This window comes from Plantactinospora sonchi (assembly GCF_036422035.1).
Lineage (GTDB): Bacteria > Actinomycetota > Actinomycetes > Mycobacteriales > Micromonosporaceae > Plantactinospora > Plantactinospora sonchi.
On sequence record NZ_JAZGQK010000012.1, the window covers coordinates 183,918 to 205,366 of the forward strand.

Consider the following 21,449-nt stretch of genomic DNA (forward strand, 5'->3'; position numbering starts at 1 on the left):
CATGACGGTTGTCACCCACCGGCCGGACCCCGTGGCGCAGGCGCCCGGGGTCCGGCCCACCCCGGCCCGGCGCCGGGTCCGCCTCTCCGGGGGCGGCGCGCTGCTCGGCGTCGTCCCGTTCCTCGCGTACATCGTGCTCTTCCTCGCCATTCCCACCCTGGTGGTGGCCGTCGGGGCGGTCACCGCCGACGACGGCGGCTTCACCCTCGACAACCTCGCCCGGCTCGGCGACCCGTACATCCTGGCCGCCTTCGGGCGCAGCATCCTGCTCTCCGCGGTCACCGCGCTGGTCGGCGCGGTGCTCGGCGCCCTGCTCGGGTACGCCCTGGTCACCGCCCGCCCGGACGGCCTGCTCCGCCGGGTGGTGACCGCCGCCTCCGGGGTGCTCGCCCAGTTCGGCGGCGTGACGCTGGCCTTCGCCTTCATCGCGACGATCGGGCTGAGCGGCTTCGTCACCGAGTTCCTCCGCGACCGGGTCGGCGTCGACATCTACGCCTCCGGCGTCTGGCTCTTCGAACTGCCCGGCCTGCTGCTGGTCTACAGCTACTTCCAGATCCCGCTGATGGTGATCGTCTTCCTGCCCGCGCTGGACGGCATCCGGCCCCAGTGGCGGGAGGCCGCGGCCAGCCTCGGCGGCTCGACCTGGCAGTACTGGCGGCTGGTCGGGATGCCACTGCTCGCCCCGCCGTTCCTCGGCGCCACGCTGCTGCTGTTCGCCAACGCCTTCTCCGCGTACGCCACCGCGGCGGCGCTGGTCAGCCAGGGCAGCCCGATCGTGCCGCTGCAGATCCGTGGGGCGCTGACCAGCGAGGTGGTACTCGGGCAGCAGAACCTGGGCAAGGCGATGGCCCTCGGGATGATCGTGGTGGTCGCGGTGGTCATGTGGCTCTACGCCCTGGTGCAGAAGCGGAGCGCGAAGTGGCTGGGGTGATCCGGCGCCGGGCCCGGCGACAGCGGGCGTTCCGCTGGATCGTCCTCACCGTGCTCGGGGTCTTCTTCCTGCTTCCCCTGCTGGCCATGCTGGAGTTCACCACCCGGGGCACCGGCGGTCTCAGCCTGGACACCTGGCGGCTGCTGGTCGCCTGGCCGGCACTCACCGAGACCTATCCCGACCTCTCCAGCGGCATCCGGGCCTCCCTCGGACTGGTCCTGCTCACCGTGCTGCTCACCCTGGTCCTGCTGGTGCCGACGGTGATCTGGGTACGGCTGCGGCTGCCCCGGCTGCGCCGGCTGGTGGAGTTCCTCTGCCTGCTCCCGCTGACCATCCCGGCGATCGTGCTGGTGGTCGGGCTGGCCCCGGTCTACGCCTGGGTGACGTACTTCCTGGGCGGCTCGCCGCTCACCCTCACCTTCGCGTACACGGTACTGGTTCTGCCGTACGCGTACCGCTCGATCGACGCCGGGCTGTCCGCGATCGACGTCCGTACCCTCGCCGAGGCGGCCCGCAGCCTCGGCGCCGGCTGGACGACGGTGATCTGGCGGGTGGTGCTGCCGAACATCCGCTCCGCGGTGCTCTCCGCGGCCTTCCTCACCGTGGCGCTGGTGCTCGGCGAGTTCACCATCGCCTCGCTGCTCAACCGGACCAACCTTCAGGTCGCGGTGAACCTGCTGGGCAAGAGCAGCGCCACCATGTCGGTGGCGGTCTCGCTGGCGGCCCTGCTGCTCGCCTTCGTCCTGTTGCTGCTGCTCTCCCTCGTCGGCGACGGCCGGCGGCGCACCCCCGCGAAGGAGACCTCATGACCGCGTCCATCGTCGCCACCGAACCGGGCCCGGCACCGGCCCGCCAGGGTGTGCCGGTACGCCTCGAGGGGCTGCGCCGCAGTTTCGGCGGCACCCACGCGCTGGCCGGACTCGACCTCGACCTCGCCCCCGGCGAACTGGTCGCCCTGCTCGGCCCCTCCGGCTGCGGCAAGACCACCGCGTTGCGGGTACTCGCCGGCCTCGAGGAGGCGGACGCCGGCCGGGTGCTGGTCGACGGCGAGGACATCACCGACCGTCCGGTCAACCGGCGCGGGATGGGCATGGTGTTCCAGGCGTACAGCCTCTTCCCGCACCTGACCGCGGTGCAGAACGTCGAGTTCGGGCTGCGCCTGCGGGGCCGGCCCGGCGCGCAGCGCCGGCAGCGGGCGGCGGAGATGCTGGAACTGGTCGGCATCGGCGGGCACGCGGCCCGCTATCCCCACCAGCTTTCCGGCGGTCAGCAGCAGCGGGTCGCGCTGGCCCGGGCCCTGGCCATCGAGCCCCGGGTGCTGCTGCTCGACGAGCCGCTCTCGGCGCTCGACGCCAAGGTCCGGGTCCAGCTCCGCGACGAGATCCGCCGGATCCAGCTGGAGGTCGGCACCACCACGCTGTTCGTCACCCACGACCAGGAGGAGGCGCTCGCCGTCGCCGACCGGGTCGGCGTGATGCGGGGCGGCCGGCTGGAGCAGCTCGCCACCCCGGCGGAGATCTACCAGCGGCCGGCGACCGCGTTCGTCGCCGACTTCGTCGGGCTGAGCAACCGGATCCCGGGGCGGACCGGGGCCGACGGCACCGTGCGGATCCTCGCCCAGACGCTGCCGCTGGTCGAACCGGAGAGCGCGCCGGCCGGCCCGGACGCGCCGGTCACCGCCCTGGTCCGCCCCGAGGCGGTCGAACTGCTGCCCGAGGCGGACGGCCCGGACCGGGTCGTCGCCGCCAGCTTCCTCGGGCCGATCAGCCGGGTCAGCGTGACCCTGGCCGACGGCACGCCGGTCGTCGCGCAGGTCGGCAGCGACCGGCTGGCCGAACTCAGCCCCGGCACCCCGGTCCGGGTACGGCTCCGGCCGGCCCCGGTCGCGCTCGCCGGCTGAACGCCGGGTCGGCCGGTCCCGGTCGCACCGCCGGGACCGGCCTGACCCGGACGGGTCAGCTACCCGGGCGGGGGAACGCCACCGGGCTGCGGTGGCCGGCACTGTCGACCGCCCGTACGCCGAAGAAGACGTTGTCCTTCGACAGGTCGATGGTGGCCTCGGTGACGTCACCGACCGCGATGACGTGGGTCCACTCCGGTGCGGTGGTCTCCCGCCACACGATCTCGTAACCGGCCAGGTCGGGTTCGGTGCCGCGCTGCCAACGCAGGGTGGTGTCGTTGGTCAGGTTCGTGGTGACGATGACCACGCCCTTCGGGGTGCCGGGCGCCTGGGCCAGCGACCAGAGCGCCGCCCCGTTCACCTTCGCCACCCGGGTGATGTACTCGAAGTCGCAGAACTCCGGCAGGTCGCCGTACTGCTTGCCGTCCTCGACCCGGACATCCTGGTGCTGGTGGGCGAAGTCCTCGTTCGGCTCGGTGAACCGGCCGGCCGGGTACCCCTGTTCCAGGAACGAGATGTGGTCGCTGCCCCGCAGGTAGCGGTCCCGCCGGTAGATCACCCGGATGTTCATCCCGGTGACGTCGTTGTCGGCCACGTCGCTGACGAACCGGGCCAGTTGGCGGGTCGGGGAGTCGTTCTCGCCGCCGACCGAGCGTCGGGTGTTCGCCTCGGCCGGGGTCTCGGCGGTCGGCACCCCCTCGGCGAAGAGCCGCAGCGTACGCCGGTCGCGGGTGCCGTCGTCGGCCCGGGAGCTGCCGACGATGTCGTCGCTGAACATGCCCTGTACGTCCGCGCCGGCCGCCTTGAACTGTCGGGCCATGTACCCGGAACCGTAGAGGCCCTGTTCCTCGCCGGCCACGGCGGCGAAGACGATGGTCGCCTCGCTGCGTCGGGTCGCCATGATCCGGGCCAGTTCCATCAGTACCGCCACCCCGGAAGCGTCGTCGTCCGCGCCCGGCGCGTCACTGGTGGCGTCCATGACGTCACTGGCCCGCGAGTCGTAGTGGCCGGTCACCACGTAGATCCGCTCCGGCGTGGTCTCGCCGCGCAGTGTCGCGACCACGTTGGTGATCCGGGTCGGTACCGGGATCCGGGACGCCGGCTCCTGGATGTACGACTGCAGTTCGACCGTCATCCGGCCGTCCGAGCGCGCCGCGTACCCCTGCATCTGCTGGTGGATCCAGTCCCGGGCGGCGCCGATGCCGCGCTGCGGATCGTCCTGGCTGGAGAGGGTGTGCCGGGTGCCGAAGGCGGCGAGTCGGCGCACGATCGCCTCGATCCGGCGCTGGTCGATCTCCCGGAGCAGGTCCCGCAGCTCCCGGTCGGGCGGCTGGGGCCGGACCGGCCGGCCCGGAACCGGGGCACCGATCCCCACCGGCGCGGCGGCGGCGGTGCCCGGGGACGCGGCGGCGGCGGTGACGGTCGCGGCGGCGGTGACGGTGGCGGCGGACAGGAACGTGCGGCGGCTGGGCCTCGTGGGTCCGTCGCCCTGAAGGTCGTGGATGGCCATGTGTCATGGTCATCAATGGCGGCCGTGACTGTCAACGTGCCGGATGTGCCGGCTCGACCGGTTTGCGACCCCCGGATCCGTCCTCGCTGGTCAGGGCCATCCCGAGGTTTGCCCGGCTTGTGACCGGGAACGGCGGCGGCATGACAAAACCGCGCGTTGTCATCGTCGGGGCCGGGTTCGCCGGCTACCACGCGGCGAAGCACCTGTCCCGGATCGCCCGTGGACAGGCCGAGATCATGCTGCTGAACCCGACCGACTTCTTCCTCTATCTCCCGCTGCTGCCGGAGGTCGCCGCCGGGATCCTGGAGCCCAGCCGGGTCTCCGTGTCGCTGGCCGGATCGCTGCCCGAGGTGCGGACCGTCATCGGCGAGGCGAACCACGTCGACCTGAAGGCCCGCCGGGTGGACTACACCGGCGCCGAGGGCGACCCGGGCGAACTCCGCTACGACCGGCTGATCCTCGCCGTCGGCAGCGTCAACAAACTGCTGCCCATCCCCGGGGTGACCGAGCACGCCCACGGTTTCCGGGGCCTGCCCGAGGCGCTGTACCTGCACGACCACGTCGTCTCCCAGATCGAGCTGGCGGACGCGACAGACGACCCGGCGGAACGGGACGCCCGGACCACCTTCGTGGTCGTCGGCGCCGGCTACACCGGTACCGAGGTCGCCGCGCACGGCCAGCTCTTCACCGACGCGCTCGCCGCCCAGCACCCCCGGCTCGGGGTACGCCCACGGTGGCTGCTGCTCGACGTCGCCGAGCGGGTGCTGCCCGAACTGGACCAGCGGATGTCCGACACCGCCCGGCGGGTGCTGGACAGTCGGGGGGTCGACGTACGGATGGGCTGCACCGTCGCCGAGGCGACCGCCGAGGGGGTACGCCTCAGCGACGGTCAGTACGTCCCGACCCGCTCCCTGATCTGGTGCGTCGGCGTACGCCCCGACCCGCTGGTCGCCGACCTCGGCCTGCAGACCGAGAAGGGCAGGCTGGTCGTCGACGAGTTCCTCAACGTGCCCGGCTTCCCGGAGATCTTCGCCTGCGGCGACGCCGCCGCCGTACCGGACCTGACCCGACCGGGACAGTTGACCGCGATGACCGCCCAGCACGCCGAGCGGCAGGGCAAACTCGCCGCGCACAACGTCGCCGCCTCCTACGGGCAGGGCAGACGGCGCCCGTACCGGCACCACGACCTCGGGTTCGTCGTCGACCTGGGCGGCACCGACGCGGCGGCGAACCCGCTGCACGTGCCGCTGTCCGGGCTGCCAGCCAAGGCGGTGACCCGGGGCTACCACCTGATGGCGATGCCGGGCAACCGGGCCCGGGTGAGCGCCGACTGGCTGCTCGACGCGGCGTTGACCCGGCAGGCCGTGCAGCTCGGGCTGGTGCCGGCCAACGCGGTGCCGCTGGAGAGTGCCGCCCCCGAGCGGCCGGTCCGGCGCTGACCCACCCCGATCGGGTGCTCCGGGACGCGTGGGACGGCGGTGACCTGGTGGCCCCGGGACACGGCCTCGTCCACCACTCGGCTGCCGACCTGGCCCGCCGCGCCGAACACGGTGATCCTCATGCTCTCGTTCTTCCTCTCCTGGGGGATGCCCCCGTCGGACCCCGGTTCTCCGGGCCGGCCAACGTCTCGGTGATCCGTGGGCGGTGAGCTGTTCCGGCGGTCGCCGGCTCGCCCGTCCGCCGGCTGTCGGTCGCCGGTCCGCCTGGTCAGGCGGCGGTCCGGGCTCGGGGCGTCCGGCCGTCGCGCAGTCGGGGCAGCCGCGCGCCGCCGTCTGTCCCGCCGCGCACGTCGCCCTGACCGTCGCGGTGTCGCCGTGCCCCGCCGGGGTCGCGGCGGCGGTTCCGCACGTCGACCCGGGGGAGCTGTGGCACGACGACGGAGGCGAGGACGATCAGTCCGCCCACTGCCTGGGTCGGGGTGAGCGCCTGCCCGAGGACGAGCCAGCCGAGCGCGGTGGCGATGACGGGGCTGAGCAGGCCGAGGAACGTGACGTTGGTCGACGGCAGGGCCCGGATGCCGCGGAACCAGAGGACGTAGGCGAGGGCGGTGCCGACGATCGCGAGGTAGCCGTATCCGACCAGGTTCGATCCGGTCAGCGAGGTGGGCGGCGGTCCCTCGACGAGCAGCGTCACCGGCAGCAGCAGCAGGCCACCGGCGACGAGCTGCCACCCGGTGCTGGCCAGGACAGGTACCGGCGCGGGCCAGCGCTTGCTCAGCACCACCCCGAGCGCCATGCAGACGGCTCCTCCCGCCGACGCGGCGACGCCCACCGCGTCCAGCCGCGCGTCGGCCCGGAGCACCAGCAGACTGACGCCGGCCAGTCCGGCGAATCCGGCGACCACCGTACGGGTGCGGAGGCGTTCGCCGAGCAGGCCGCTGGCCAGGCCGAGGACGAGCAGCGGCTGGATCGCGCCGACGGTCGCCGCCACCCCGCCGGGCAGCCGGTACGCGGCGACGAAGAGCAGCGCGAAGAACGCGCCGATGGTGAGGGTGCCGAGCACGGCGGCCCGCCACCACCAGCCTCCCTGGGGCAGTCGCCGGGTGAGCGCGACGAGCGCGAGGCCGGCGGGGAGTGCCCGGACGGTCGCGGCGAGCAGCGGGCGCCCCGGCGGCAGGAGTTCGGTGGTGACCAGGTAGGTGGTGCCCCAGATCATCGGGACCAACGCGGTGAACAGGACCAGGGACGTTCGATTTCTTAGCACTAAGGAAAAATACTTCACCGCTAAGACAAATGAAGGCCGCCGCGTGGTGAGTTACCTCACCGCTAAGATATTCGCTAGGCTCACGGCGTGGCAGATCATGTCGACCTCGTACTGGCGCAGTGGGCCCGGCACCGTCCCGAACTCGACGTCTCCCCGATGGCGGTGATCGGACGGCTGTCCCGCCTCTCCCGCCTGGTCGGCGCCGAACTGCAACGCACGTTCGCCACACACGGACTCGACGGAGCCTCGTTCGACGTACTGGCCACCCTCCGGCGGGCCGGACCGCCGTACCGGCTCACCCCGACCGAGTTGATGCGCGCCGCGATGGTCACCTCGGGCGCGATCACCCAGCGCCTGGACCGTCTCGAAGCGCGCGGGCTGGTCACCCGTACCCCGAGCGAGGCCGACCGGCGGGCCGTTCTGGTCGCCCTGACCGACGAGGGTCGCGCCCTCGTCGACCGGGTCCTGCCCGACCACGTCGCCACCGAGGAACGGCTGCTCGCCGCGCTCGCCCCGGCCGAGCGGGAGGACCTCGCCCGGACGCTCCGGGGACTGCTGGAATCACTCGGCGACACCACCGACTGACCGGGCGCCGCCGGCGGCGTGCACGACCGGCTGACCGGCGCACGCCGCCGGTGGCGTCACGACCTGCCTCAGGGGCTGGCGAGGCCGGCGGCGACCTCGTCGACCGCGTCGTCGATCTGGTGCGCCAGGTCGACGTCGAGCGCCGTCACCGCGTCCAGTGCCCGGGTCCGGACGGTGATCACCGCTGTGTTCGGCGACTGGCGGCCGATGCTCGGCCCCCGGCCGGTGTCCGGCCGCAACCGGGCCAGCCGGCCCAGGACCCGGTCCAGGTTCTCCGCCGGCAACTCGATGGTGCGGGTCAGCCGGCTCCGGTCCCCCGACCAGTACGGCAGGGTGGCCAGCGCGTCCCGCAGCTCGTCGTCGGTCAGGGCGGCGGTGGCCCCGGTCGGGTCGACCAGACCGCCGCCGGCCGCCGGCGGTCCGAGCAGGTCACGGAGATCCTCGGGCAGGTCGAGCGACTCGATCAGCTCCCGGTCCTGCTCGGCGAGGGCGCTCAGCGTCGCCTGGGCCTGGTAGCGGGCCTGCTCCGGGGTACGTCGACTGAGCCGGGCGACCTCGTCGAGGAAGCCGGCCAGGTCCCGGCGCCGGTTCCCGGATCCCAGGGAACCCTCGTCGCAGAGCTGCCCGGGCACGGCGTCGAGCAGCCGTTGCCGGTCGGCGACGTCCAGGGCCAGGGCGAGCGCGGTCACCGTGGCCTCGGCCGCCGCCCGGGCCTGGTCGAAGTCGACACCGGCGCGGCGCCCGACGTCCGAGACCAGGTCCCGGTAGGTGATGACGGCGACACCCGGGCCGGCGGTCGCCGGTTCATCGGGCAGCGGCATCGGTCGCTCCGCCGGAGCCGGTGGGGGAGTGGTCGGGCCACCCCGCTCGGTGCTCGGCTTGCGGGCACCCGACGGCGGTGGACCGTTGCGGCGGCTTCTGTCCAGGCTCTCGATCTGCTTGTCGGCACCGAGGGTGGCGCCGACCTCACTCGGTCGCCGACCCCGCTGGCGGGCCTGCCTGGCCAACGTACGGCGCCGCTGGTTGTCGCCCTCCATCTGCTTTCCCATGACCTCGCCTCGCTCCGCGTGTCGCGACCATCGGACCAGGCCGTCGGTGCCCGTCGCCCGACGACCGGCACACCCCGCCCGGCGTGCTCCGGGCCGTGCCGGCGGTGAACGGCGGACGAACCCGGCCGTGCGGCCCTCGCCGGGGCCACCCACGGGCGGCCTGATTCGGATTGCCTTCCCGTGGCGGCATCGGCGAAACGCCCCGCGCGCTCGGCCGGGGCCGGGCGGGTCCGCGCTCATCTCGGCGGGGTGAGGAGGGCTCACCCCGGTGGCGCCGATGATCGGGACAGCTCGTGGCACTTCCGAGGTACCGGAGGGAAGGTCACCATGAAGAGGATCGTCGAGATCGTGCCCGCCCGGCCCGGCTGGTACGCCCGCTGGCGCCTCGACCCGGACACGACCCGCTCGTACCCGGTCTCCGTCTGGGCGCTGTTGGAGGAGAGTGACCACGGCAGCCGGGAGGTCGTCGGGGTCGACTCGGTGGGCCAGTGGCCCGGCGCGGACGAGAACGAGTCGGGCGGCGACTTCGTCCGGTACCTGTTCCAACCACCGGAGAACGGTGAGCCCGAGGACGCCGCCCGGCCGGAGGACCTCGGCGCCGAGCCGACGAAGCGACCGGCCCGGCTGGAACCGACGGCGGGAGCCTGACCGGGCGCGGCCCGCACGGGGCGCGGCTCGGACGGACCCGTGCCACTCGGCCCAGCCCGCGCGGGAACGGCATGCTCACCGTCAGAGCAGCTCGAGTGGGCGCGGGCCGTCCGGCGGCGGAAAGGCGGCGTCGAGTTCGGCGAAGTCGTCCTCGGTCAGGTCCAGGTCCACTGCCGCGCGGTTCTCCCGGACCCGGTCCGGAGTGCTCGCCTTGGTCACCGTGCAGACCCCCTCCTGGCGCAGCAGCCAGGCCAGACCGACCTGGCCGGGGGTGGCGCCGTGCCGGCGCGCCACCCGGGCCAGGACCGGGTGGTCGAGCATCCGTCCCCGTTCGAGCGGTGAGTACGCCATCACCGGCAGCCCGGCCGCCCGGCAGCGGGGGAGCAGATCCCACTCGATGCCCCGGCGGGTCAGGTTGTACGGGATCTGGTCGGTCTCGACCGCCGTGCCGCCGGGGATCCCGGTCAGTTCGACCACGTCGGAGACGTCGAAGTTGCTGACCCCCCAGTGCCGGATCAGTCCTCTGGTCATCAGCGTGGTGAACGCCTCGACCGTCTCCGGCAGGGGCGCGTCCCCCCGCTGGTGCAGCAGATAGAGGTCGATCCGGTCGGTACCGAGCCGTTCGAGGCTGCGTTGGCAGGCGTCGAGTGTCCCGATCGCGGTCGCGTGCTCCGAGGAGACCTTGCTGACCAGGAAGATCTCCTCGCGACGGTCGCCGAGCGCGGTACCGACGAGTTCCTCGGCGCGGCCGTCGGCGTACACCTCGGCGGTGTCGATCACCGTCAGGCCGGCGTCGACACCGGTACGCAGGGCCGCGATCTCGTCGTCCCGCCGTGCCGGGTCCTCGGCCATGCCCCAGGTGCCCTGACCCAGCGCCGGTACCGCCTCCCCGGACGGCAGGGTGACCGTCGGAACCTTCCGTACCGCCATGACTGCCCTCTTCCTGGTCGGATGTCCGGCGTCGCCCTGCGCGACCGTCCCGTGCACCCCCGCCGGTCGCGCTCTGTCCCGGCGTGTCCGTTCCGGCGCGAACCGCGCCGGCCTGGGCACGCCGGTGCCGTGGTGTCTGCCGTCGGCGGCGGGCTTCCGGTGTGGCGCCTTCCCCCCGATGTCCGGAACCAAACCGCTGCCGGTCAGGGAATCGACATCACTCGATTTCTGGACAGACCGGGACGGTCGACCGGGGAGTGCCGGGCGTGTCCGGGCCCGGTGGAGCTGATCTAGGGCATGCGTATACTTGCCTGACTGCAACTATGGGCCGCTCGTCAGCTACGAGAGCGTAGGCGGAAGGGGAGCGGGTCGTGGCTTTCTCCGTGAGCCACCTGTCGCACGAGCGGTACGTGAGGGTGCGACTGACCGGTGAACTTGACCTCACCACGACACCGGAACTGAACGCCGCCCTCGACAAGGTGTTCGACGACGGTCATCGGCGCGTCCTGGTGGACCTTGGTGACCTGGTGTTCTGTGACTCCAGCGGGCTCGCCGCCTTTGTCCGTGGCGACGACCTCGCGACGGAACGCGGCGGTTGGCTCCGGTTGACCGGCGCGACCGGTCGGGTCGACCGGGTGTTACGGATCAGCGGGCTGGCGGAACTGCTCCGGTATGACGAAACCGCCCAGAACCCGGCAGCCGCGGGTGACCGATGATCGGCTAATGTTCCCTCGCCACCCCGACGGTCGATAGATTGCCGGACGAGCTTCGCGGGAGGGCGGCGCCAGTGGCCGTCGCGACCCTCCCGCCGACCGGAGGCAGGTGTCTCATGGGTGCAGCCGCACCGAACCAGGTACGGATCCTGGTCGTGGACGACGACCCGGGTGACGTACTGATGATCGAGGAAGCCCTCGCCGGGTCGGGCATACCCAAGACCATCAACGTCGTCAGTGACGGCGAGGAGGCGATGGAGTTCCTGCGTGGAGTGGGTCGGCATTCGGGCGCCACGCGGCCGGACGTGATCCTGCTGGACCTGAACATGCCCCGCATGGACGGTCGCCAGGTGCTCACGGAGGTCAAGGGGGACGAGGACCTCCGGACGATCCCGATCGTCGTGTTGACCACGTCGAATGCCGAGAACGACGTACTCGGCAGCTACAGCCTCCGGGCCAACGCGTACGTGACCAAGCCGATCGACCTCGACGACTTCAACGAGGTCGTCCGCCGGATCGACGAGTTCTTCGGCCAGATCGTGGTGCTCCCCAAACGCCGCTGACCATCCGGTCCGGTCTTGGTTCCCGGTCCCGCCGGAGATGGTCGTCCGGTCGGGTCGCCTGCGCCGTCGGACCGGCGGTGGTCGCCCGGCCGCCCGCGCCGTCGGATCGGCGGTCCCCGAGGGCCGGTCGTCCGGCCGGCTCTCCGGCGGTCTGGGGGCCGGGTCGCCCGGCCGGCTGTCCCACAGTCCGCGAAGGCCGTCCGGATGCTGAACAATTTTTCCGCATCGGCCCCGCCGACCTGCCCCGGTGACAAGGATTCAAAGGTGGCAAGGGTCATCAGCTGCCCGGGGGGGCGAAGCATGGAGTTTTCCGTCGTGGAAGCCGACTACGACCAGATTCGGGACCAGGACCGGATCGATCACTGTCTACAGGAGCTGGGCGAGCGACTGGCCCGGTTGGCGGCGCCGACGGACGCCGCGGACGTCGAGCAGGAGTTGGCCCGGGCGCGGGCGGAACTCGTCCGGCTGGGCGGTCTGCTGGCCGCCGCGCCCGGCCCGGCCGGGCGTACCGGCACGACGCACGAGGCCACGGCGCACGAGGCGGCCATGGACGGCGTGCCGCAGGAGGCGGCCGTCCACGAGGCCACCGCGGGCCTGGGCCCGGGTAGTCCGGGGACGGCCGGAGCCGCTGACCCGTCGGTGCGGGCAGACCAGGTGTTGCTCACCGCCGAGCGGGAGGCCGCCGAGATCCGGGCCCGGGCCCGGGCCGACCTGGCCGCCGCCCGCGAGGAGGCCCGCCAGGTACGCGACCGGGTCTACGCCGAGGCGGTAGAGGCACGACGGGAGTTCGAGGCGGCCCTGCACGCCCGTCGACTCCGGGCGGAGCGGGCGGACGAGATCCTGCGCACGATCCCCTGTGCGTCGATGTCCCGGCCCGGGAACGAGGCCGAACGGTCCGAGCCGGTCGGTGCCTCGTCCACCATGGACCACCGACACTGATCGACCGTCTCCGTGCCACCTCCGGCCCCGCGCCGACGGGTCGGCGGACACCGTCGCTCTCGCGGGCGGGTGCGCGCTTCGCCGTCATCGTCCAGCGGGGTCGGGGGACGGGTGGAGGTCGGATCGGGTACCCCGGTCAGACCAGGGCGCCGACCACCGTGCTCGCCCGTGTCTCGTGCTGGGCGTACGCGTCCGGGAAGGCGGAGACCTGCACCGCCTGCGCGGCGCCGGTCACGCTCATCTCCTGCCAGCCGGGGATGGCGAGCAGTGCCTTGAAGAACTGCTCGGCGGCGTACGCGGGACGCATCAGGTCCGCCACCGTGCCCCAACCGGAGCTGGGCCGCTGCTGGAACAGCCCGACCGAGTCGTGGTCGTAGCCGACACCCTGGTTCGGGTACTCCAGTGACTCCGGCACCCCGGTGTTGGCGAGGTTGTAGAGGTTGCTCTCCTGCATGGCGGTGGCGATGGCGACCACCAGGCCCCGACGCGGGACCTTGAGCCTCACCCCGGTCTGGACGATGGCGTGCGCGTTGTCCATCTGCGTCTGGGTGAGCCCGGCGACCGGGCTGGGCCGGGTCTGCCGCTTCGCCCGGGTCACCTGGGTACGCGCGGCAGTGGGGCGGACGGTCGGCTGGCTGGGGGACGGGCTGGCGGTGGAGGTCGGCGTGGGTGCCACGGCCCGCTCGCTCCCCCGGGACGCCGGCTCCTCCTCGGCGGCGGCCCTCCGCTCGGCGAGCACGTTCGGCGCCGGCGGCGGTGGGGTCGAGGTGTCGGCCGCCCGGGACTCGACGAAGGCGACGGTGCCGAGGCAGCAGGTGACCACGGCGACCGACCCGAACCGTACCGGGCCGGAGCCGAGCACCGAGCGCAGTCTGCGCCAGGTCCGGCCCGACCGTCGCGGGTTCTCCGCCCGGTGTCGACCCACCTGCCGGTCGGTTGAGGTGACCTCCTCCGAACGGCCACCCTCCGTCTCGTTCTGCGGTGCGTGATCAGCATGTTCCTTGTGAGGCACCCGCCGAGGTTAGGAAACGGCTGAGAGGAAGGGACCACCCGCAGCGGTGGCATATAACACAGTTTTGCCTGCTCAACTGGGCAATCGCCGAAGGTCGGGCGAGATCAGGTCGAGAACCGGAAAGTACGTAATTTCCGAATTGCTGGTGTCGTCGCCCTGATCGGGCAGGAATCGCCGCGCCGGAGGGGGCCGGAGCTGAAGATCAGCTGGGCCCGGTGTTCGGGCCACCTTGCCCTCGGGTGAACGGGGGATGTCGATGATCGTCTGGAAGCCCGGGGGGCGGGTCGACGGCGGCGCGCGTCAGCGGAGCCCGGGTACCGGGCGGGTCGACGGACGCGCGCGCCAGCGGAGCCCGGGAGTGGGGCGGGTCGACGGACGCGCGCGCCAGTGGAGCCCGGGTGTCCGGGGCAGCGCGGGCCGGGGCGTGACGCCGGGCCCGCGCCGATCTCGTCAGCTCCCGGTCGCCCGTGGTGTCGCCTGGGTACGATGCTGTCGGTGGCCGAGAGCAAGATCAAGCCGTCGGACGCGACGGACCCCGGATGGCGTCGCCGCGGCACGCTGATCCTGATCGCGACCGCGGTGTTGACCGTGCTGCTGATCGGTCACCGGCTGATCCCCAACGTGCGGGGCTTCGGCAGCCTGGTCGACACCGGTGCGCCCTTCCTCGGCCTCGGGGTTCCCCTCCTCGCGCTGATCGCCCTGCTGCGCCGGTCCCGCAACGCGCTCGTCGCCGTTGTCGTTCCGGCGGTGGCCTGGGTGCTGCTCTTCGGCACGGCCTGGCTGCCGTCCGGCGACGGGGGCCCGGCGCGGCTGCGGGTGGCGAGCCAGAACCTGCGGGCCGGCAACCCCGACCCGGCCGGCACGGTCGCGGCCATCGCCGCCGCCGGCGTCGACCTGATCGGCCTGCAGGAACTCGACGAGGCCGCCCGCAGGACGGTGTCCGGGACGCTCCGGGAGCGGTATCCGTACCAGGTGTCCGTCTCCACGGTCGGGCTGTGGAGCAGGTTCCCGATCCGGGACGAGGTCGGGGTGGACACCGGACTGGCCTGGACCCGTGCCCTGCGGGCCGTGGTCGCCGCGCCCGACGGCGACGTGGTGGTCTACGTCGTACATCTCGGCTCGGCCCGGGCCGGCGACACCGACACCCGGGACCGCACCGTGGCCGCGCTCGCCGCCCAACTGCGTCAGGACGACGCCGGACGTCTCATCGTGCTCGGGGACCTCAACACGGCCACCACCGACCGGGTGATCGAGCCGCTCACCGAACTGCTGCGCGACGCCCAGGCCGACGCCGGCCAGGGGCCGGGGTTCACCTGGCCTGCGGCGCTGCCGATGATCCGCCCTGACCACGTGCTCTACCGGGGCCTCACGGCGTCGTCCGCCGACGTCGTCCGGACCCCGGCGAGCGACCACCGGGCGGTCACCGCGGGCTTCCGCTGACCGCTGACCGCTGACCGGACCGGGGCGGCGCGACTGGCGCGGGATCTTCGTCGCCAACCCTCGTCCTCGGCCTCGCCGTGCTGCTCGCCGCCGCGAGGTCACTGCCGGCCGACCGACGGCAGCGGGCCGTCGCGATCGACCCGCTGGCCGCGATCCTGCTGGTGCTCGGGGTGCTCGGGGTGCTCGGGGTGCTCGGGGTGCTCGGGGTGCTCGGGGTGCTCGGTGGCGTCGTGCAGAGCGCGAACGAGGGCTGGCGGCCGCTGTCGGCGCTCGCGGTCGGGCTCGGCGCCGCCCTGCTGACTCTCTTCGTCCGGGACCAGCTCCGCGGCGGGAACCCGCTGCTGGCTCCGTCCCTCTTCGGCCACCGGGGCTTCGACGCCGGGCTGCTGACCGTACCGCTGTTCGTCTGTGGGCTGGGCTGCTGCTTCGGTTCACTGTTCGCGGTCACCCTCGGCGACGTCGCCGAGGAGCAGGCGAGCGGTGTCAGCGTCACCCTCCGACGCCGTACAGCAGCTCACCAACGCGATCGGCGCGGCGGGTGTATCGACGATTTTCCCGACCGTCGGTACGACACACGCGTGCACGGGCCGGCGTGCTCGTCACGCTCCTCGCCGTACTCGGTGTGGTGGTGCTCTACGCGCTGTGCCTGCCGCTGCTGCCCCGTACCGCGACGGCGGACCACCACTGAACCGTTCCCGGACCGGTGACGCCGGTCCGGGAGGGTTCACCGGCTGCCGGGCTCCGCCGGGCCGACGGTGAGGGTGTGCCGGCCGCCCTCGCTGGAGAACGGCCAGAGTCGGTCGGCGTAGCGGGCCAGGTCGGTCAGTTGGGCACGGTTCAGCCCGACCGACGCGATGCTGGCCCGCACGTCGGCGCGGTAACGGCCGTCGGGATCCCGGGCCAGCCGGGCCTGGGCGCGTACCTGCACCGTGTGGGCCTCGTCGGTGATCCCGGTGGCCGCCTCCACCGCCGCGTGGTGCAGGCAGGAGGCGAACGCCGCGGCGAGCAGCTGTTCCGGCGCGAGCCCGGTGCAGTGCGGCGCCAACGGCGAGGCCAGGCTGGTGGACAGCTCGCCGTCGTCCGTATGCAGGTGACCCCCCTCAGCGGTGGCCGTGGCCTCGTGCACCCAGGACTCGGATTCCGGCATCGCGCACCCCCCGTGTGGCTCACCGCGCGGCTACCCGGTGGCTCCGTCGGCAAACCCGGAGCACCGGGCCGCTTCCGCCGAAACCGCCCGGAGACGGCGCGGCCCGGGTAGGTTGCCGCACCAGCCGACCCGCCCTGACCGACCCACCCCGGACCTGCCCGTGCCGGACCTGCCTGCCTCGGCCTGCCTGTCCCGGACCCGCCCGCTCTGGACGGGGTCGTCGGGCACCGCCACGGCCGAGCGTCAAGGCGCCGTCAAGAACCGGGCAACCGACGTAGCCGAGGTGTCAGAAACCCGGTGCCACCGCCTCCAGCAGGGATTTCATGGTTTCGGCGGCCGATAACGGTCGTCTGGACGCCTGTGCTGGAGAGGACGTTGACGTGATCGACGTCGTGTTCGTGCTGCTGACGGTGGGGCTGTTCGTGGCCCTCGCCCTGGTCGCCCGGGCGGTGGAGCGGCTGTGAGCCCGGTCAACCTGATCGGCCTGGTCCTCGCCGTCGGCCTGGCCATCTTCCTGCTGTGTGCACTCCTGTTCCCGGAGCGTTTCTAGATGAGTACGACAACCGCGGGCGTCATCTTCCTCGTCTCGCTCGCCGTGGTGCTCGCCGCGGTCCACCGGCCGGTCGGCGACTACATGTTCCGGGTGGTCTCCGGCCGCCGGCACTCCCGGGTCGAGCGGGGCATCTACCGACTGGTCGGCGTCGACGCCGAGGCCGAACAGTCCTGGGGCACGTACGCCCGCAGCGTGCTGGCCTTCTCACTGCTGTCGCTGCTGTTCCTGTACGGCTTCCTGCGGCTGCAGGACAAGCTCTGGCTCTCGCTCGGCTTCGACCCGGTGACCGACCACGTCGCCTGGAACACCGCGGTCAGCTTCGTGACCAACACGAACTGGCAGGCGTACGCGGGTGAGTCGACACTGGGTCATCTGGTGCAGATGGCCGGGCTGGCCGTACAGAACTTCGTCTCGGCCTCGGTGGGCATCGCGGTGGCGGTGGCGCTGATCCGCGGCTTCGCCCGCAGCCGGACCGCGCAGCTCGGCAACTTCTGGGTGGACCTGGTCCGGATCACCCTGCGGATCCTGCTGCCCGTCGCGGTGCTCGGCGCGATCGTGCTGATGATCGGCGGAGTGGTGCAGAACCTCTCCGGCGGCACCGACGTGACCACGCTGACCGGTGGCAGCCAGACGATCACCGGGGGACCGGTCGCCTCCCAGGAGGTGATCAAGGAACTCGGTACGAACGGCGGCGGCTTCTACAACGCCAACAGCGCCCACCCGTTCGAGAACCCGACCACCTGGACCAACTGGTTCGAGATGTTCCTGATCCTGCTGATCCCGTTCAGCCTGCCCCGGGTCTTCGGCCGGATGGTGGGGCAGAACCGGCAGGGCTACGCGATCGTGGCGGTGATGGCGATCCTCGCCATCGCCAGCGTCACGCTGACCAACGTCTTCGAGCTGACCGGCGGTGGCACCGTTCCGCAGGCGATCGGCGCGGCGATGGAGGGCAAGGAGGCCCGGTTCGGGGTCTCCAACTCGGCGAGCTTCGCCGCGGTGACCACGCTGACCTCCACCGGCGCGGTCAACTCGTTCCACGACTCCTTCACCCCGCTCGGCGGGATGATGCCGTTGGTCAACATGATGCTGGGCGAGGTGGCCCCGGGCGGTGTCGGTGCCGGTCTGTACGGCCTGCTCATCCTCGCCGTGATCACCGTCTTCGTGGCCGGTCTGATGGTCGGCCGGACGCCGGAGTACCTGGGCAAGAAGATCGGTGCCCGGGAGATCAAGTTCGCCTCGCTGTACTTCCTGGTCACGCCGATGCTGGTGTTGATCGGCACCGCGGCGGCGTTCGCGACCGGCAACAACACGACGGCGCTGAACGTCGGGCCGCACGGCCTGAGCGAGGTGCTCTACGCCTTCACCTCGGCGAGCAACAACAACGGTTCCGCCTTCGCCGGCATCACCGTGAACACCCCCTGGTGGGACACCGCCCTCGGGCTCTGCATGCTGCTCGGCCGGTTCCTGCCGATCATCTTCGTGCTCGGCCTGGCCGGTGCGCTCGCCCGGCAGAAACCGGTGCCGGCGTCCGAGGGCACCCTGCCCACCCACCGGCCGCTCTTCGTCGGTCTGGTCGTCGGCGTCACGGTGGTCCTGGTGGCCCTGACCTTCCTGCCCGCGCTGGCCCTGGGCCCGCTGGCCGAAGGGTTGTGAGCCCGATGCGCGGATCTCTCCACGACATGATGAGGAAAGGGACAATGACTGTCAGCCCGGTGGTGCCCGCCCCCTCTGGCGGGCTGCCGTCCTCCGGCCACCGGACCGGTGGCCGGGTCGGCGGTGGGCTGTTGGACCCCCGGCAGCTGCTCCGCTCGCTTCCGGACGCGGTACGCAAGCTCAACCCGGTGACGCTGTGGCGCAACCCGGTGATGTTGATCGTCGAGATCGGCGCGGTCTTCACCACGGTGCTGGCCATCGCCGATCCCTCCGGCTTCGCCTGGGCGATCACCGTCTGGCTCTGGCTGACCGTGGTCTTCGCCAACCTCGCCGAGGCGGTCGCCGAGGGCCGGGGCAAGGCCCAGGCCGCGACACTGCGCCAGGCGAAACGGGACACCGTGGCGACCCGGCTCACCGGCTGGTCGCCGGGGGCCCGGCCCGGCGGCTACCGGGAGGAGGCGGTCGCCGCCACCGAGCTGCGGCACGGTGACGTCGTACTGGTCGAGGCGGGTCAGATCATCCCCGGCGACGGTGACGTCGTCGAGGGGATCGCCAGCGTGGACGAGTCGGCGATCACCGGTGAGTCCGCCCCGGTGATCCGGGAGTCCGGCGGGGACCGCAGCGCGGTGACCGGCGGGACCAGGGTGCTCTCCGACCGGATCGTCGTGCGGATCACCCAGCAGCCGGGCCAGAGCTTCGTCGACCGGATGATCGCCCTGGTCGAGGGAGCGAACCGGCAGAAGACCCCGAACGAGATCGCGCTGAACATCCTGCTCGCCGCGCTGACCATCATCTTCCTGATGGCGGTGGTGACCCTGCAGCCGTTGGCGATCTTCTCCAAGGCGTTCCAGGCGGCGGCACCGGACACCACGGCGATCAACGCGGACGGGGTCACCGGCATCGTGCTGGTCTCGCTGCTGGTCTGCCTGATCCCGACCACGATCGGGGCGCTGCTCTCGGCGATCGGCATCGCCGGGATGGACCGGCTCGTCCAGCGCAACGTGCTGGCGATGAGCGGCCGGGCGGTCGAGGCCGCCGGTGACGTCAACACCCTGCTGCTGGACAAGACCGGCACCATCACGCTGGGCAACCGGCAGGCGGCCGAGTTCGTCCCGGTGGACGGGGTGACCCCGGAGGAGGTCGCCGACGCGGCCCAGTTGTCCAGCCTGGCCGACGAGACCCCGGAAGGGCGTTCGGTGGTGGTGCTGGCCAAGAACGCGTACGGGCTGCGGGAGCGGGAGCCCGGCCTGATGCCGCACGCCACCTTCGTACCGTTCACCGCGCAGACCCGGATGTCCGGCATCGACCTGAGCCCGGAGGCCACGGTCGACGGCGGGGTCGGCGCGGCGACCCGGCGGATCCGCAAGGGCGCCGCGGCGGCGGTGATGAAGTGGGTCCGCGACAACGGCGGCCACCCGACCGACCAGGTCGGTGACATCGTCGACGGGATCAGCGGCGGCGGTGGCACCCCGCTGGTGGTGGCCGAGCACGTCGAGGGTTCGCCGGCCCGCACCCTCGGGGTGATCCACCTCAAGGACGTGGTCAAGTCGGGGATGCGGGAACGGTTCGACGAGATGCGCCGGATGGGCATCCGGACCGTGATGATCACGGGCGACAACCCGCGGACCGCGAAGGCGATCGCGGACGAGGCCGGGGTCGACGACTTCCTCGCCGAGGCGACGCCGGAGGACAAGCTCGCCCTGATCAGGAAGGAGCAGGAGGGCGGCCGGCTGGTCGCGATGACCGGTGACGGCACCAACGACGCGCCCGCGCTGGCCCAGGCGGACGTCGGGGTGGCGATGAACACCGGCACCACGGCGGCCAAGGAGGCCGGCAACATGGTCGACCTCGACTCCGACCCGACGAAGCTGATCGAGATCGTCGAGATCGGCAAGCAGTTGCTGATCACCCGTGGGGCGTTGACGACGTTCTCGATCGCCAACGACATCGCCAAGTACTTCGCGATCATCCCGGCCATGTTCGCCGGGATCTATCCGAGCCTGGACGCCCTGAACGTCATGCGGCTGTCCAGCCCGGGTTCGGCCATCCTCGCCGCGGTGATCTTCAACGCGATCATCATCGTCGCGCTGATCCCGCTCGCCCTGCGCGGTGTGCGGTACCGGCCGAGCAGTGCCAGCAAGCTGCTGACCCGCAATCTGTGGATCTACGGCCTCGGCGGCATCGTCGCCCCGTTCGCCGGCATCAAGGCCATCGACCTCATCATCCAGTTCATCCCGGGGATCTCGTGATGCGTTTACCCACCTGGTTGTCCCAACACCTGGCCGCGTTCCGTGCCGTACTGGTCTTCACGGTGCTGCTCGGACTGGCGTACCCGCTGGTCCTGGTCGGGGTCGGGCAGCTGCCCGGCCTGAGCGGCCGGACCGACGGTTCGCTGGTGCACAGCGCCGACGGAAAGCCGGTCGGCAGCCGGCTGATCGGCCAACTCTTCACCGACCCGGACGGCAACCCCGTCCCGCGCTACTTCCAGTCCCGCCCCTCGGCCGCCGGTGACGGCTACGACCCCACCTCCACCGCCGCCAGCAACCTCGGCCCGGAGAGCGTGGAGGACACCCTGCCGGTGCCCGGGGCGGTCGACGCCGACGGCAACCCCGACGAGGGCGGCCAGAGCCTGCTCACCCAGGTCTGCGCCCGGAGCAGGGCCGTCGGCGAGCTGGACGGAGTCGACGGCAGCCGACCGTTCTGCACCCCGGACGGGGTCGGCGCGGTGCTGCGGGTCTTCCACCGTGACGGCCTGACCGGCCCGGTCACCCGGGCGGTCAGCGTCAACCAGGCCTGCCCGGCCACCCCGTTCGTCGCGACCTTCGGCGGCGTCGCCGTGGAGTGCGCGGTGCCGGGCCAGGACTACTCCGGTGGTCTGCTCACCCCGGTCCGGGGCGACGCCCCGGACAAGCCGGCCGTGCCGGCCGACGCGGTCGCCGCCAGCGGCAGCGGCCTCGACCCGGACATCAGCCCGGCGTACGCCCGGATCCAGGTCGCCCGGGTCGCCCGGGAGCGGCACACCACCCCGGAGACGGTACGGCGACTCGTCGACGCGCACACCAGCGGACGGGACCTCGGTTTCCTCGGCGAGCCCCGGGTCAACGTGCTGGAACTCAACCTCGCCCTGGACCGTGAGCTGCCGGTCGGTGGCTGAGTTGACGGTGGGCGGCCCC

General features: G+C 72.3%; 22 protein-coding genes. 16 read left to right on the plus strand and 6 right to left on the minus strand.

What is annotated here, in order from left to right:
- Position 1: 1 nt before the first annotated feature.
- From V1633_RS14975 to V1633_RS14985, 3 genes are read left to right on the plus strand one after another with little or no spacing between them, the layout of a single operon-like run.
- Positions 2-931: an ABC transporter permease gene (locus V1633_RS14975; RefSeq protein WP_331214910.1), complete on the plus strand. Its 930-nt coding sequence runs from the start codon at positions 2-4 to the stop codon at positions 929-931.
- Complete coding sequence (locus V1633_RS14980; protein ID WP_331214911.1) at positions 919-1,740, plus strand: ABC transporter permease; 822 nt, start codon at positions 919-921, stop codon at positions 1,738-1,740. The genes V1633_RS14975 and V1633_RS14980 overlap by 13 nt, the downstream gene beginning before the upstream one ends.
- Positions 1,737-2,831: an ABC transporter ATP-binding protein gene (locus V1633_RS14985; protein ID WP_331214912.1), complete on the plus strand. Its 1,095-nt coding sequence runs from the start codon at positions 1,737-1,739 to the stop codon at positions 2,829-2,831. Before V1633_RS14980 ends, V1633_RS14985 begins: the two co-directional genes overlap by 4 nt.
- Positions 2,832-2,886: 55 nt before the next feature.
- Here V1633_RS14985 and V1633_RS14990 read toward each other — a convergent pair whose 3' ends face one another.
- On the minus strand, positions 2,887-4,341 hold the full coding sequence (locus V1633_RS14990; protein ID WP_331214913.1) for a M20/M25/M40 family metallo-hydrolase: 1,455 nt from the start codon (positions 4,339-4,341) through the stop codon (positions 2,887-2,889).
- Positions 4,342-4,481: 140 nt separating this feature from the next.
- Here V1633_RS14990 and V1633_RS14995 point away from each other — a divergent pair, with 140 nt between their 5' ends.
- A complete protein-coding gene (locus tag V1633_RS14995; protein WP_331214914.1) occupies positions 4,482-5,780 on the plus strand; it encodes an NAD(P)/FAD-dependent oxidoreductase in 1,299 nt (432 codons plus the stop codon).
- 268 nt (positions 5,781-6,048) lie between these two features.
- Here V1633_RS14995 and V1633_RS15000 read toward each other — a convergent pair whose 3' ends face one another.
- Positions 6,049-7,044 carry an EamA family transporter gene (locus tag V1633_RS15000; RefSeq protein WP_331214915.1) on the minus strand — a complete coding sequence of 332 codons (996 nt, stop codon included), beginning with the start codon at positions 7,042-7,044 and terminating at the stop codon, positions 6,049-6,051.
- Between the two features lie 87 nt (positions 7,045-7,131).
- On the opposite strand from V1633_RS15000, the gene V1633_RS15005 reads away from it, so the two are divergent.
- Complete coding sequence (locus V1633_RS15005; RefSeq protein ID WP_331214916.1) at positions 7,132-7,629, plus strand: MarR family winged helix-turn-helix transcriptional regulator; 498 nt, start codon at positions 7,132-7,134, stop codon at positions 7,627-7,629.
- Positions 7,630-7,697: 68 nt separating this feature from the next.
- On the opposite strand, the gene V1633_RS15010 is transcribed toward V1633_RS15005, so the two are convergent.
- The gene (locus tag V1633_RS15010; protein ID WP_331214917.1) at positions 7,698-8,678 is read right to left on the minus strand and encodes a DUF2267 domain-containing protein; all 981 of its coding nucleotides are present in this window, start codon (positions 8,676-8,678) and stop codon (positions 7,698-7,700) included.
- A gap of 327 nt (positions 8,679-9,005) precedes the next feature.
- Between V1633_RS15010 and V1633_RS15015 the strand changes: the two genes are divergently transcribed.
- Positions 9,006-9,326: a hypothetical protein gene (locus V1633_RS15015; protein ID WP_331214918.1), complete on the plus strand. Its 321-nt coding sequence runs from the start codon at positions 9,006-9,008 to the stop codon at positions 9,324-9,326.
- Positions 9,327-9,407: 81 nt separating this feature from the next.
- Here V1633_RS15015 and V1633_RS15020 read toward each other — a convergent pair whose 3' ends face one another.
- Positions 9,408-10,256: an aldo/keto reductase gene (locus tag V1633_RS15020; protein ID WP_331214919.1), complete on the minus strand. Its 849-nt coding sequence runs from the start codon at positions 10,254-10,256 to the stop codon at positions 9,408-9,410.
- Positions 10,257-10,627: 371 nt separating this feature from the next.
- Here V1633_RS15020 and V1633_RS15025 point away from each other — a divergent pair, with 371 nt between their 5' ends.
- From V1633_RS15025 to V1633_RS15035, 3 genes are all read left to right on the plus strand, one after another.
- Positions 10,628-10,972 (plus strand): STAS domain-containing protein, encoded by a 345-nt coding sequence (locus V1633_RS15025; protein ID WP_331214920.1) that lies wholly within the window; start codon positions 10,628-10,630, stop codon positions 10,970-10,972.
- Between the two features lie 113 nt (positions 10,973-11,085).
- Entirely contained in the window at positions 11,086-11,532 is a 447-nt protein-coding gene (locus V1633_RS15030) for a response regulator (protein WP_331214921.1), read from the plus strand.
- Positions 11,533-11,832: 300 nt separating this feature from the next.
- Positions 11,833-12,471, plus strand: coding sequence for a hypothetical protein (locus tag V1633_RS15035; protein WP_331214922.1), 639 nt, complete (start codon positions 11,833-11,835; stop codon positions 12,469-12,471).
- Positions 12,472-12,607: 136 nt separating this feature from the next.
- Here the strand turns inward: V1633_RS15035 and V1633_RS15040 are convergent, their stop codons facing one another.
- On the minus strand, positions 12,608-13,483 hold the full coding sequence (locus tag V1633_RS15040; protein ID WP_331214923.1) for a hypothetical protein: 876 nt from the start codon (positions 13,481-13,483) through the stop codon (positions 12,608-12,610).
- 495 nt (positions 13,484-13,978) lie between these two features.
- Between V1633_RS15040 and V1633_RS15045 the strand changes: the two genes are divergently transcribed.
- Together V1633_RS15045 and V1633_RS15050 are read left to right on the plus strand one after the other, a co-directional pair.
- Entirely contained in the window at positions 13,979-14,923 is a 945-nt protein-coding gene (locus tag V1633_RS15045) for an endonuclease/exonuclease/phosphatase family protein (RefSeq protein WP_331214924.1), read from the plus strand.
- A gap of 77 nt (positions 14,924-15,000) precedes the next feature.
- A complete protein-coding gene (locus V1633_RS15050; RefSeq protein ID WP_331214925.1) occupies positions 15,001-15,630 on the plus strand; it encodes a hypothetical protein in 630 nt (209 codons plus the stop codon).
- 17 nt (positions 15,631-15,647) lie between these two features.
- On the opposite strand, the gene V1633_RS15055 is transcribed toward V1633_RS15050, so the two are convergent.
- The gene (locus V1633_RS15055; RefSeq protein WP_331214926.1) at positions 15,648-16,070 is read right to left on the minus strand and encodes an OsmC family protein; all 423 of its coding nucleotides are present in this window, start codon (positions 16,068-16,070) and stop codon (positions 15,648-15,650) included.
- Between the two features lie 323 nt (positions 16,071-16,393).
- On the opposite strand from V1633_RS15055, the gene V1633_RS15060 reads away from it, so the two are divergent.
- The 5 genes from V1633_RS15060 to V1633_RS15080 are packed head-to-tail and all read left to right on the plus strand — an operon-like array spanning position 16,394 to position 21,430.
- Positions 16,394-16,534, plus strand: a complete 141-nt coding sequence (locus V1633_RS15060; protein WP_331214927.1) for a hypothetical protein — start codon at positions 16,394-16,396, stop codon at positions 16,532-16,534.
- Positions 16,531-16,620 carry a K(+)-transporting ATPase subunit F gene (gene kdpF / locus V1633_RS15065; RefSeq protein WP_331214928.1) on the plus strand — a complete coding sequence of 30 codons (90 nt, stop codon included), beginning with the start codon at positions 16,531-16,533 and terminating at the stop codon, positions 16,618-16,620. The genes V1633_RS15060 and kdpF overlap by 4 nt, the downstream gene beginning before the upstream one ends.
- Positions 16,621-18,276 carry a potassium-transporting ATPase subunit KdpA gene (gene kdpA, locus V1633_RS15070; RefSeq protein WP_331214929.1) on the plus strand — a complete coding sequence of 552 codons (1,656 nt, stop codon included), beginning with the start codon at positions 16,621-16,623 and terminating at the stop codon, positions 18,274-18,276.
- Positions 18,277-18,320: 44 nt separating this feature from the next.
- Positions 18,321-20,525: a potassium-transporting ATPase subunit KdpB gene (gene kdpB / locus V1633_RS15075; RefSeq protein ID WP_331214930.1), complete on the plus strand. Its 2,205-nt coding sequence runs from the start codon at positions 18,321-18,323 to the stop codon at positions 20,523-20,525.
- The gene (locus tag V1633_RS15080; protein WP_331214931.1) at positions 20,525-21,430 is read left to right on the plus strand and encodes a potassium-transporting ATPase subunit C; all 906 of its coding nucleotides are present in this window, start codon (positions 20,525-20,527) and stop codon (positions 21,428-21,430) included. The genes kdpB and V1633_RS15080 overlap by 1 nt, the downstream gene beginning before the upstream one ends.
- Positions 21,431-21,449 lie beyond the last annotated feature (19 nt).

Coding starts and splice junctions, on each gene's coding strand:
- kdpB (WP_331214930.1), top strand. CDS start 18,321: ATGACTGTCAGCCCGGTGGTGCCCGCCCCCTCTGGCGGGCTGCCGTCC.
- kdpA (WP_331214929.1), top strand. CDS start 16,621: ATGAGTACGACAACCGCGGGCGTCATCTTCCTCGTCTCGCTCGCCGTG.
- V1633_RS14975 (WP_331214910.1), top strand. CDS start 2: ATGACGGTTGTCACCCACCGGCCGGACCCCGTGGCGCAGGCGCCCGGG.
- V1633_RS15035 (WP_331214922.1), top strand. CDS start 11,833: ATGGAGTTTTCCGTCGTGGAAGCCGACTACGACCAGATTCGGGACCAG.
- V1633_RS15020 (WP_331214919.1), bottom strand. CDS start 10,256: ATGGCGGTACGGAAGGTTCCGACGGTCACCCTGCCGTCCGGGGAGGCG.
- V1633_RS15055 (WP_331214926.1), bottom strand. CDS start 16,070: ATGCCGGAATCCGAGTCCTGGGTGCACGAGGCCACGGCCACCGCTGAG.
- V1633_RS15015 (WP_331214918.1), top strand. CDS start 9,006: ATGAAGAGGATCGTCGAGATCGTGCCCGCCCGGCCCGGCTGGTACGCC.
- V1633_RS15060 (WP_331214927.1), top strand. CDS start 16,394: ATGGTTTCGGCGGCCGATAACGGTCGTCTGGACGCCTGTGCTGGAGAG.
- V1633_RS14995 (WP_331214914.1), top strand. CDS start 4,482: ATGACAAAACCGCGCGTTGTCATCGTCGGGGCCGGGTTCGCCGGCTAC.
- V1633_RS14985 (WP_331214912.1), top strand. CDS start 1,737: ATGACCGCGTCCATCGTCGCCACCGAACCGGGCCCGGCACCGGCCCGC.
- V1633_RS15030 (WP_331214921.1), top strand. CDS start 11,086: ATGGGTGCAGCCGCACCGAACCAGGTACGGATCCTGGTCGTGGACGAC.
- V1633_RS15080 (WP_331214931.1), top strand. CDS start 20,525: ATGCGTTTACCCACCTGGTTGTCCCAACACCTGGCCGCGTTCCGTGCC.
- V1633_RS15010 (WP_331214917.1), bottom strand. CDS start 8,678: ATGGGAAAGCAGATGGAGGGCGACAACCAGCGGCGCCGTACGTTGGCC.
- V1633_RS14990 (WP_331214913.1), bottom strand. CDS start 4,341: ATGGCCATCCACGACCTTCAGGGCGACGGACCCACGAGGCCCAGCCGC.